The 12,779-nt window shown below is 44.4% G+C and carries 5 protein-coding genes; all 5 read left to right on the forward strand.

The window, feature by feature from the left end:
• Positions 1 to 221: 221 nt before the first annotated feature.
• Positions 222 to 3,584: a T9SS type A sorting domain-containing protein gene (locus tag BST85_RS03755; protein WP_181039947.1), complete on the forward strand. Its 3,363-nt coding sequence runs from the start codon at positions 222 to 224 to the stop codon at positions 3,582 to 3,584.
• 428 nt (positions 3,585 to 4,012) lie between these two features.
• Positions 4,013 to 5,473 (forward strand): hypothetical protein, encoded by a 1,461-nt coding sequence (locus BST85_RS03760; RefSeq protein WP_104812035.1) that lies wholly within the window; start codon positions 4,013 to 4,015, stop codon positions 5,471 to 5,473.
• A gap of 19 nt (positions 5,474 to 5,492) precedes the next feature.
• Positions 5,493 to 6,386 (forward strand): DoxX-like family protein, encoded by an 894-nt coding sequence (locus tag BST85_RS03765; protein WP_104812036.1) that lies wholly within the window; start codon positions 5,493 to 5,495, stop codon positions 6,384 to 6,386.
• Positions 6,383 to 10,978, forward strand: a complete 4,596-nt coding sequence (locus BST85_RS03770; protein ID WP_104812037.1) for an Ig-like domain-containing protein — start codon at positions 6,383 to 6,385, stop codon at positions 10,976 to 10,978. The genes BST85_RS03765 and BST85_RS03770 overlap by 4 nt, the downstream gene beginning before the upstream one ends.
• A 549-nt stretch (positions 10,979 to 11,527) precedes the next feature.
• A complete protein-coding gene (locus tag BST85_RS03780) occupies positions 11,528 to 12,775 on the forward strand; it encodes a tyrosine-type recombinase/integrase (RefSeq protein WP_104813891.1) in 1,248 nt (415 codons plus the stop codon).
• The last annotated feature ends 4 nt before the right edge of the window (positions 12,776 to 12,779 follow it).

Raw genomic sequence — 12,779 nt, forward strand, 5'->3', positions numbered from 1 at the left:
TTGTAGTACTTCTAATTTCAAAATGCGTTTAAAACATTAAAAACTCAAGTAATTAAACCAGAATGTGGTTCATATTATTATCTGAATTGCACGTACAAACATATAAAAAAAATGCATTATAACGATAAAAAAGGTGTTTTATCGATAAAATGAAGAATTTTCTTATATTAGCGATCTACTTTAAGCCCCCAATTATGAACCCCAACCAAAACTTATCAACTGTGAAAAAAGGAATACTACCTATCCTGACCTTTTTGTGCTTTAGTTTATCTATGGCTCAGACAACTTACTATGTCGATGCAACTGGTGGAGACGATCTGAAACTTGGAACCACCGAGTCAGAGGCATGGCAAACACTGAGCAAAGTCAATTCATCGACCTTCTCACCTGGAGATCAAATCCTGTTCAAATCCGGAGAGGAGTTTCTGGGAAAACTCATACCACCTTCTAGTGGAACCGCAGGAAACCAGATCGTTTTTGGAAAGTATGGCGGTGATGCCCGGCCTATAATCAACGGATATAATTATAAGGAGTGCATTAATGCGAGTGGTAAAGAATACCTGACTTTTCAGGATTTAGAACTTATTAACAATTCCGACGATGATACAGGAATAATTGATACTTGTACCAATCCAGATTGTACTAACGGAGCCGAACAGAAGCGGTATGGTTTCTATGCCAATTCGCAGAATGGTCTCAGAAGAAGCTTTGTTTTTGACAACATGAAGATTCATAATATATACCCCCGCGACCCAGACTCAAAAGGCGAGTATAATGGGTTTGCTATTCAATTCACTGGCTTCGGAGCTACTGATCCAAATTACTTTGACGGAATTACCATCCAGAATAGTGAATTGTACGATGTTGGTATACTCGGAGTGAGTATTAATAAATGGGGAACTTTTGCCACTTCGAACATCCATAAGAATGTGACCATTACGAACAACTATATCCATCATACCGGTGGGTCGGGCATCGTTTTCTTCGAGGTAGATGGTTACCTGATCGAGAATAACCTAATTACCTACACTGGTGATTATACCATGGACGTTGGACATTCACCTTCACGACAACGGGGAAGAGGTAGTGGTTTCTGGTGTGTTCGGACCTATAACGGACTCCTACAATACAATGAGTTCTCCCACGCACATGGGCCTAAAGATTCTTGTGGGGCACATATCGATATCGGAAATGACAATGTGATCATCCAATACAATTTGAGCTGGGACAATGCTGGTGGTTTTGCTGAGTATATGGGGGATAATACTAATTGTATATACCGCTATAACATCAGTATAAATGATGGTTGGCGAGTTAAGTTTGACAATACTATAGTCCCGGAACCCACCATTGCGACCCATCCACAAATGTTTACTGCCAAGGGAGAACGCAATGGACAACCCGGATCGGCGGTGTGGTTTTCCAATTATTTTGGTCCATCACTCCCTGATGTAGGTTCATTCAATAATTCAGTATACAACAATACCTTTTTCATTGGTAAGCACATTGAAGATACCTGGGAAGTTGACATCGATGCCCATATCGAGTTTGAGAACTTGACGGACAATAACGAGGTTAAGAACAACCTATTCTATGTTTCTGGAAGCAGCACTATTTCCTACGTCAAAGAAGCGGGTGCTGGTGCCGGAAATATAATGGACAACAATATGTACAATAAAGAGGCTCCTACAGATGCTTATTTCATGGGACCTAATGACATTTATCCGCCCAATGGATGGCCACTGTTAGCCAATGCCGGAGGATTAGATCCTGCAGATTACAAGATCGCACCAAGTTCGCCAGCCATTGATATGGGAGTTACCATGGCCGGAAATGGAGGAATCGATTACTTTGGAAATAGTCTGCCGGGAGCAGGTTCGACGGATATCGGTGCTCACCAGACGTTTTCCTGCGGAAGCAGCAAAGGGTATACAGCCGGAGGGTGGGATTCTGGTGTAGGTCCAACGACTTCGGATTTGGTCACCTTAACTTCCGATTATTCGACGGCCATAGAAGGAAATTTTGAAGCTTGTCAGTTGATCGTGAACAGTGGGACTACCTTGACCATTGCGGCCGGCGATCACATTAAGATCAATGGAAGTGTGACTATTCGTGGAGATTTGGTTATAGAGCATGGCGGAAGCCTGGTACAGGTTGATGACGGTGCAATTGTGAAGCGAACTAATAGTGGATCGATCAATGTTGAGGTCACAACCCCTAATCTTTTACGAGATGACTTTATGGCCATGGGAAGTCCCATGAGCGGAGAAACTCGTGCTGATGTCTTTGGTGGTGTACGTAATGTTCAATACCATACTCCGTCAAATTTTATCCCGAATGTCGCTGTTCCTGGATCGACAAACTTTGCTGACGACAACCGTGATTTCTGGCAGAACTATACCAGCGGCAATCTCAATTTAGGGGAAGGCTACTTAATCTTCCCTCAGGATAACCCTAGTGGAACTGTCGATTTGACCTTTAGCCAAGGAACCCTGAACAACGGGCTGGTTACAGTTCCTAAGATCTACAATGGTGCTGGTGTAAATCCCGCAGGAACACCAAATATCTATTCCAATCCTTATGCTTCGCCGATCTCGGCGGATGATTTCCTATCGGCCAATGGGTTAACGGATGTTTACTTTTGGGAGCATATTACAGCACCTCATTCCGGTATACCTGGTCCTTACGGTAGAAACTATTCCATGGACGATATTTCGATCTATAACGACATATCCGGTGGATTGGCAGCGGCCAACGATGGCGGCAGCAGTACTCAGCCTAACGGGATCATCTCGACGTCTCAAGGATTCGGTGTACTGGCCACCTCTAGTGGTAATGTCACCTTTAACAATAGTATGCGCCTGACCACGGGTAATACGACCCTAAGGACTCAAGACCTGGAATTGGATAGGATGTGGTTTAGGGTAAGCAGTGACGCCTTTGAGTACCCGTTGGGTAGTAATACCCTGATCGCTTACAATCCAGAGGCTACCGATGGTCTGGATGCCGGGGATACTAACAGGCTGGATACTTCGGTATCGCTTTACAGTACCATCAGCGGTACCAATAAACATCTCACCATTCAGTCATTGGAGGAATTCGACCAGGAGGATAAGATCTCCATGGGCTTCTCGACCTTGGTGGAGGCAGACCTGGAATACACCTTCGAGCTTACCCAGACACAAGGGACACAGCTTGGAGATCGTTCGATCTATCTGATCGACAATCTGCTGGGTACGATCACGGACCTGACCCAGGAGAGCCATAGCTTCAGATCAGGAGCAGGGGATCAACCAGGACGCTTTACGCTTCAGTTTGAGTACCAGACTCTGGCCACTTCTCAGAATGAGTTGGAAGCCATCGGCATGTATCCAAACCCTACCGATGGGGTATTGAACATAGCATCTCCCCAAAGCCCAATTACCGAGGTAAAGATATTTGACTTACAAGGGAGAGAAGTTCTAAGTCAGGTTGTACATGAAAGAGTTACACAATTGGACATCAATGATCTAAATCAGTCCATATATATGATAAAGATTTCCACGGCAAGTGGACACCTTGTAAAGAAATTGGTCAAAAGGTAATCTTGATTAATTTAATTCGGTGAAAAGCGGCCTTCGAGCCGCTTTTTTTGTCGTAGCAGGCCAAATTGCGGGTCTTGTAAATTTAAAGTAAATGATTTCCATGCTTAAGGTTAATTGCTATCTCGAAGGCATGAATGAGCTACTGAATGGGTGGGAATTGGATTATTTTCATTGGATTTATTCACACTATTTTATAGAAATACCTTTTACAATGAAACAATTATCAGGATTATGAAAAAAAAATGAATACGGGAAAAATTGATAATTGTTCAAGCTTTATAGCCGTAACAACTTGAAAAACAAATCTTAAGAAAACTAAACACAATGCTCCGTAAATAGTTAACGAAATTGATAAAAGTGCATTTCATCGAAAAAATATGTAATTCAACGTCATTTTGTTTAGGTTTGGGCGACCCAAATCAATTACCATGCATAAGAATTTCATTAAACGCCCCTACATATTCTTTTTATTCTTGACCTTCATTCTGGCCGCTTTGCAGCTGCAGGCTCAGGTCGGGATCAACACCACGACTCCAGCAGATGGAGCTATGCTGGACATCGAATCCACCAGCAAAGGATTACTTATCCCAAGAGTCGCTCTTACATCAACTGCCGTAAACGCTCCGGTAACACCGGAACCTGTAACAGGCGTTTTGGTTTTCAACACCGCAACAGACGGTACTGCACCCAATGATGTCGTCCCGGGATTCTATTGGTGGGATGGATCTCAGTGGGCGACCATGGCTGGATCAAATGCAAGCGATTGGTCAATCGATGGAAATTATGGTACGGACGACACGGTTAACGTCTTTGGGACCATGGACGAGCAGGACATTATTTTTGTGGCCAATGGGGTAGAGCGGATGCGTTTGGATGGAACTACAGGATTCTTCGGTATCAATACCGACGCTGGCCCAGAGGAGTATCTTGATGTCAATGGTGACGTCGATATGGGTGGAGGTGCGGATGACTGGGATTCCCAGGGTGAGAATATTCGCTTCCGTGCCCGGTCTGAAGATTGGTGGATTGCTGCCGAGAATACCTCTACTGGGTCCGATTCCGGATTCTATATAGGGACTACCCAAAACCCGGACGGAGCACAGTTGTATCTATCCAACGAAGGGTTTCTGAATATTGGTAGCGATAATGAATATAATCCGCTGGATCTGATACACGTGACCAACGACTCAGATTCTGAAACGGCGACCATTCGTATTGATAACACCCGAAATGGTGGAGGAAATATACACACAGCCCTTGAGCTTTGGGATGGGAGCAATGAGTCAAGTACAACTACAGGGCTTCAAGCTTATTTCCGAGCTCGTAATGGGGACCGCAGATTAGAACTTGGTCATGCCAAAGCGGACGGTGAAGTCTATATGTATTCCGGAGCACAATCCGGTACGACATCCGCAGTAACCATGATGCTAAGTGAAGATGGATTTGTGGGAATAGGAGAAGACGACCTATCTCCAAACGATATACTCCATATAACCAACGATCAGGATGATACCACGACAATTCGTCTGGATAATTCCAATGATGGGACGGATGTGGTGCACACCGCTCTCGAATTATGGGACGGTAGTTCAGGAACAGGGGAAATGGCTTTTTTCCGCCATAACAACAATACCCATACCCTGGAGATTGGACATGCTCGTAACAATGGGCAGGTAATCTTCTATTCCGGAGATGGAACAGGAGGTACCAGTGGGAATTCGACCACGGCCATGACCCTGGAGACCGATTCTCACGTCACCATAGAGACCTTGGTCAATATCAAACCAGGTAGCGCCCCAAGTAGTCCGGAGCGAGGAGACGTCTATTATGACGATTCGACCAACAAGCTCCGCGTATATACCAACTCCGGTTGGGTAGACTTACATTAATAAACTTAAGCCCCCTGATATGTATTCAAAAAACAACTGGCTGATTAAGGCCATTACACTATCGACGGCTTTTGTTTTTGCCGGTCGTGCCTATCAATTCTTATTCTTTGATGCCCCGTTTCGTGCATTACTTTGGGACGAAGGTATCATGAAACCCGTTGTAGAAGGTCTGTTTGCAACAGATTGGTCTAACTATGTTGGTAGTTCTGCAGTAGATACGGGAATTCAACTCTCCATTCGGATAACGGGCTGGATATTCGTCCTGGCCTGCCTTGCCGCCTTGACCCTTACCAAATCCAATAGACGGTTTAACCGGGTTGTACTGATCATAGGAGGTATCCTCCTCTTTGGGTTGTCCGCCCTATATATGAAGGAGAAATTCTTTCACTACGGTCAGTTCTTCGAGTATAGTATTCAATTCTCCATGCCGTTCTTGCTTTTATATGTGACCCATCAGTCCTTTAAGCGTGAGCGCCTGCTGTTTACCTTGAAAATATTGATCGCATTCACTTTTACAGCCCACGGATTATATGCTATCGGATATTATCCGGTACCAGGAAAATTCATAGATATGACCATAGCCAGTCTTGGCGTGAATGAGACCACGGCCAGATTGTTCCTGAATATAGCCGGGATACTGGATATAGCCTTGGCGGTATTGATATTTATTCCCAAAATGGCCAGGTATGCCCTTGCCTATGCAGCGATCTGGGGATTCCTGACGGCATTTGCCCGTATAACGGGAACCATACACTACGATATGCTGGGGCTGACACTTAATCAGTCCATCTACCAGGTAGTTTATCGATTGCCCCACGGATTGGTGCCCTTAATTGCCTTCATGCTCATAGGTGCCCAATCTGCCTTTAAGACCCCAACTAAATCTTATCAACTTTCAAGAACCGAATCATGAAGAAGTTATTAACCTGCTTATTATTTGTCTGTGCAACTGCATGGGCCGGAAACGATAAATACCGGATCATTATCAATGATGATCCTGCCACTACCATTACTATTGCGTGGAATCAGACTTCAGGTTCTAACCCGGTGGTGTACTACGGAACAACGGATCATGGTACAAACTACCTGAACTATGCCTTTAGCAAAACGGTAGATCGATCTGTTGCCTCCAGAGGGATGAGCAATCAATTTGTGAGACTCACCGGACTCAGTCCAAATACGAACTATTACTTCGTGATTCACGATTCGGAAGGGACCAGTTCTCGCTTTTGGTTCAGAACTGCACCTAACGATCTGAGCAGACTTTCATTTATTGCAGGAGGAGACTCCAGGAATAACAGAACACCTAGGCAAAATGCCAACTCCTTGGTTTCAAAGCTCAAGCCGCATGCGGTTTTCTTTGGTGGCGATATGACCAATGCGGACACCAATGGAGAATGGCAGAACTGGATGGACGATTGGCAATTGACCACGGCGGCAGATGGACGTATGTTCCCGATCGTGGCTGCAAGAGGTAATCACGAAGGAGCGAGTGTGATCTATGAATTATTTGACACCCCAGACTCCGATTCCTATTATGCCGTTACCTTTGGAGACAATCTGGTCAGGGCCTATACGCTTAATTCCGAGATCTCGGTAACCGGCAACCAATTGACCTGGCTTACCAATGACCTCTCGGCCAATCCGGATGTTATCTGGAAGACGGCTCAGTATCACAAACCCATGACCCCACATACATCTGGAAAATCTGAAGGTACAGACATTTACAATGCCTGGGCCCAGTTATTCTATGATGAGGGCGTCCGCTTGGTTGTCGATTGCGATTCGCACACCGTTAAGACAACTTGGCCGGTAAGACCTGATACTGGCGCGGGAAGTGAATTGGGCTTTATTCAAGATGATACGCGTGGAACCGTTTATGCCGGTGAAGGTTGTTGGGGAGCTCCAACAAGGGTCAATGACGACGACAAAGTTTGGACCCGTGATTCTGGTTCTTTCAATCAGTTTAAGTGGATATTTGTAGGTACCGACAGGATCGAATTGCGCACCATCCGCGTGGACAATGCGCCATCGGTGGGCGAGAACACCAATACAGACCCTTTTGCCATTCCAGCTAATCTGGATATTTGGAATCCTTCCAATGGAAGCTTGGTGACCATCTATCCTGTTGGAGATGTCCCAATTGTGGAATTTCCTGAGGACACGGCCCAAAATTATGCTTCCGGATCCAATCTGGAGTTGAGCGTCGATATCCTGGATGACGGAGCCGGATTATCCAATGTAGAGTTTTACGTTGATAACAGCCTGGTCTACACCGATACTCAGGCACCTTACTCTTTTACAAATACCTACGGTGTAGGTAGCTATAAGATTCGGGCAGTTGCCAATGCAACCGACGGCAAGTCCGGCAGTGATGCCATCTCTATCAATGTGGGAAGTTTTGGTGGATCAGATTCTGTGGCTATCAGTAACGGAGATGATGACATTGAGGAAGAAGAAGATGGTACGATGTACTTTAATAGCTCTGACCTGGAATTCGTTAACGACGGGGGCAGAGGATATCAGAAGATCGGATTGCGCTTCAATAGCATTGATATCCCACAAGGTGCGACCATTACTTCTGCCAGAATTCAGTTTACATCAGACAGTTTCCACGATAATGCCAACGCGGAATACAATATTTATGCAGAGGATGAGGACCACGCGGATCCATTTGGTACCGCAGACGACGATCTGACAGATCGCGATATGGTCAGTGGTGCTGTGAATTGGACTCCGCCTACCTGGAATGTAGGTTCAAATGGTACGGCTCAACGAACCCCTCAATTAACCAGTTTATTACAACAAGTGGTGGATCGATGTAATTGGGCGTCAGGCAATAGTGTCGTATTCAAAATTGAAGGTGCCGGACAGAGTCTGACCGACCCAACTGCTAAACGCAGGGCGAGAACCTATGATGACGACCCTAGCTATGCAGCTGTACTAAGTTTTACATATAGCTACAACTCCTCAGAGTTTGGTAATCTTTTGGATATAGCATTTGAGGATATGGAAAGCAACTACACCAACGGTAGCAATATCGATTTTGATGTTGATGTCCGTGATCTGGGGGCCGGAATACAACAGGTTCAATTCCTGGTTAACGGTTCACTAGTCGCAACGGATAATACGGCTCCATATCAGTTAACACACTCCTTTGGCAATGGTAGCCACCAAGTTGAAGCCATAGCCACCGATGCCTGTGGTGATGTAAGCGCTATGCAATACATCCATGTGGGAGATATCACTTCGACGACCATTTCTAAACGTATTGAAATAGGGAAAGACGATGTAGAAGAAGAGGAAGATGGTGGTATGTATTCGACCAGTTCGGATTTAGAGATGGTCAATAATGACAATGACGGAGGTCGAGGAAATCAAAAGATCGGCCTGCGATTCAATGAGATCGTGGTACCCCAAGGGGCCACCATTACCGACGCCTATGTTCAGTTCAGATCCGACGAGACCAATAGCGTGCGAGCAGAATTGTTGCTCTATGTGCAGGATGCGGCCAATGCCGAAGCATTCGGTACTGAGGACTATAACGTGACCAATCGGGATCGTGTAAGTGGATCAGTCTACTGGAATCCTCAGCTATGGTCGGCAGTAGGACAGACCGGTACAGACCAGCGTACGTCTGATATTTCTTCTCTGGTTCAACAGGTGGTGGATCGCTGCGACTGGCAATCCGGAAACAGTGTTGCGGTTTTTATAGAAGGAACGGGAAATAGTTTGACCAATGCCAATGCCAAAGTTGTTGGCGATTCTTATGAAGGTAGCAGCGGTAATGCGCCTCAATTGGTGATCACCTATTCCTACGATGCAACAGATCCGTCGAGTACAAATGTAACTCGATTTACAGGAGGAGGATGGTCCAATGGGACCCCAGATTCTGCTTCCAAAGTAATTTTGACCACAGATTATGACACCACCGTAGAAGGTGGTGGATTTGAGGCCTGCTCGCTTGAAATTCTTGCAGGAAATACCTTAACTGTACAAGCCGGGGATTATTTAGATATTCAAGGCGATCTAGTGGTCAACGGTAATTTGATCGTCAAGCATCAAGGTATAGTTGTTCAGGATGACAACAAAGCCTCGGTGATCAATAACGGTAACATCCAAGTAGAAGTGACCACTCCAAATCTATTGAGAGCAGACTTTATGGCGGTTGGTAGCCCTATGAGTTCGGAAACAAGGATCAATGTTTTTGCAGGGGTGCGTAATGTTCAATATCACACTCCATCTAACTTCATTGCCAATTCTTCTGTTCCGGGTGCCACTAATTTCGCCGATGACAACCGAAACTTCTGGCAACATTATACCAATGGGCCACTCAATTCGGGAGAGGCGTATTTGATCTTCCCTCAAGATAACCCCAGTGGTACAGTAGACCTGACCTTTGACAGAGGAACACTCAACAACGGTGATGTGGTAGTCAATAAAGTCTACAATGGTGTGGGAGTAAATCCAAACGGAACTCCAAACATCTACGCTAACCCTTATGCATCACCGATCTCGGCAGATGATTTCCTCTCTGCCAATGGATTGTCCAATGTGTATTTCTGGGAACATATTACGGCGCCTAGTTCCGGTATACCAGGGCCTTACAGCAACAATTATTCCATGGATGATATTTCCATTTATAACGACGTATCCGGTGGATTGGCAGCGGCCAATGATGGTGGTGGGACTACACAGCCCAATGGCATCATCTCGACGGCTCAAGGTTTTGGTGTCCTGGCGACCTCCGCTGGTACGGTGACATTTACCAATAGCATGCGTCGCACCTCGGGTAATACAACCCTGAGAACCCAAGACCTGCAACTGGATAGAATGTGGTTGCGGGTTAGCAATGATGCCTATGAATATCCGTTGGGTAGCAATACCTTGATAGCCTATAGCCCAGAGGCAACCGATGGCCTGGATGCGGGAGATACCAACAGGATAGATACTTCAGTGTCGCTCTATAGTCTGATCAGCGGCACCAACAAGGCATTGACCATTCAATCCTTGGAGCAATTTGACCAGGATGATAAGATCTCATTGGGCTTCTCGACCTTGGTAGAGGCAGACCTGGAATACACCATTGCGCTGACCCAGGTACAGGGTACTCAGATTGGAAGTCGCTCTATTTATCTGATCGACAACTTATTTGGAACGGTCACGGATCTGACCCAGGAGGAATATAGCTTCAGATCAGGGGCAAGTGACCAACCGGGAAGGTTTACCGTGCAATTTGAGTCACAGATCTTGTCTACGGCACAAATCGACCTGGAGGCCATAGGTATGTATCCTAACCCGACAACTGGTGTGCTGAACATAGCATCACCTCGCACATCCATCAACCATGTAACGATCTACGATCTGCAAGGTAGAGAGGTGAAAAAGTTGACGGATTCTAAGAATATGCTTCAATTGGATTTGTCCGATCTAAATTCAATGATCTATATGGTCCGGATCGAGACCACATCCGGTATTACGACTAAAAAATTAATCAAAAGGTAATCTTGATTAATTTGATTCGGGAGAAAAGCGGCCTTCGGGCCGCTTTTTTGTTTTATGATTGTTGAACAAAATCATTCTAAGAAGATTCTCCACATGTTAACGTTTAATGGGATTACTCCCTTCGGTCGTGATCCCGGACCGAACGTGCCGGAGGCAAACAAGGTCCTGTGGACCTTGTTTAGCGAGGGGCCAGGTGGTGCGGTGGCATTGATAGGCTGGGATTACTCCCTTCGGTCGTGATCCCGAGGGAAGGAACCCTGCAGCCAAAACGCTCCCAAACTGCGTTTGGCAGTCCTTTTTTTATTCCCCTTCACTTACAAAAGCAAGCTTTTGACGTTCTGGTAATAAAAAAACGCCTCACCTTTCGGTGAAGCGTTTTGGCTGCGGAGGAAGAGGAAATTGAACCTTTTATTGCTAATTATAGCTCAACAACTTGTATTTCCTAAGGTTTTACGCTATTTAAGCCGTATTTTTATGTTTAGTTATAGGTGGAAATATATAGCTAAATATAGCAAAACTTACACCTCTACTTACACCCCGCCGAAAAATATGAGGAGTACATTCAATCTAAAAGACAGTAAAAAAGATCGCCCTACTTCTATCAGGATGATCGCTTACTTCAAGGAAGAGGACAAGAAATTTGTCTATTCGACTGGTGAGGTAATTCACCCGGATGATTGGAACTTTGAGCTACGTCAACCAAAGGATCTAACTGGAAGAACTAAAAAGGCTAATGAAATGCGCTCTATAAAGCGCCAGATTGAACGTTATGCCGATTTCTTGGATGAACTACACCATAGACATCAGGCGTTAAAGGAAACGCTTACAATCGATATTACGCGCGCTGAATTCGATAGAAAATTTAAACGTGCTAAAGCAAAAGCGAGCAAGTTCTTCGATATCTATGATCAATTCATCACCGATAAGATCAATGACCGATCAGGAAGTGGAAACTCAGAATCCACCATTAAACGGTATCAGTATAATAAAAAGCTATTAGAAGAATTTGAGCATTATCGTAATAAAAAGATCAGCTTTAATTCAATCTCAAAACCATTTTACAATGAGTTTTTAGATTTCTGTATTAAAATAAAACGGCATTCTGTCAATACTTTAAGCAGGAACATGGGTTTACTTAAGACTTTCCTGAACTGGGCCTTGAGTAACAATTACACATATAAGGATGACTTTAAAGAGTTCCCCAACATTAAAAAGGAAGTTACCCAGGAAATAGCCCTGACTTTAGATCAGGTTATTCAAGCTTATGAATTTGACCTCAGCAATAATAAGAGGTTGGAACGTGTTCGAGATCTATTCGTTTTTGGATGTGCAACAGGAATGAGATACAGCAACTATTCAAAAGTCAAACAAAGTGACGTTTACAACGATCATATTAATATCCGTGATAAAAAAAACTCAAATAAGCTACTTAATATACCTCTGAATGATTTCTCCAAGGCCATACTTAAAAAGTACGATTACGACCTCCCTGTCATCGCCAATCAAAAATTCAATGATTACATCAAGGAAGTTTTTAAAGCCCTAGGATATGACCAGTTAGTTAAAAAAACAACCAAGATTGGGAATGAAATCATTGAAAGTGAAACTCCTTTATTTCAGCGTATCTCTAGCCATACTGCGCGCAGAAGCTTTATTACTATTATGAAAAACAAGAAGATCCCTGATAAAGTGATTATGAGCTATACAGGTCATAAAAGCCTAGAGATCTTTAATAAGTACTATAAACCGAATGAAGAAGACAAAGTCGACTTTATGAATTCGGTATGGAAACTCTAAGTTT

Origin of the sequence: Aureitalea marina (assembly GCF_002943755.1) — a bacterium.
Classification (GTDB): Bacteria; Bacteroidota; Bacteroidia; order Flavobacteriales; family Flavobacteriaceae; genus Aureitalea; species Aureitalea marina.

What these genes read in the sequence shown, in the direction of transcription:
- BST85_RS03760 (WP_104812035.1), top strand. Translation starts at nt 4,013, where the DNA reads ATGCATAAGAATTTCATTAAACGCCCCTACATATTCTTTTTATTCTTG.
- BST85_RS03765 (WP_104812036.1), top strand. Translation starts at nt 5,493, where the DNA reads ATGTATTCAAAAAACAACTGGCTGATTAAGGCCATTACACTATCGACG.
- BST85_RS03770 (WP_104812037.1), top strand. Translation starts at nt 6,383, where the DNA reads ATGAAGAAGTTATTAACCTGCTTATTATTTGTCTGTGCAACTGCATGG.
- BST85_RS03780 (WP_104813891.1), top strand. Translation starts at nt 11,528, where the DNA reads ATGAGGAGTACATTCAATCTAAAAGACAGTAAAAAAGATCGCCCTACT.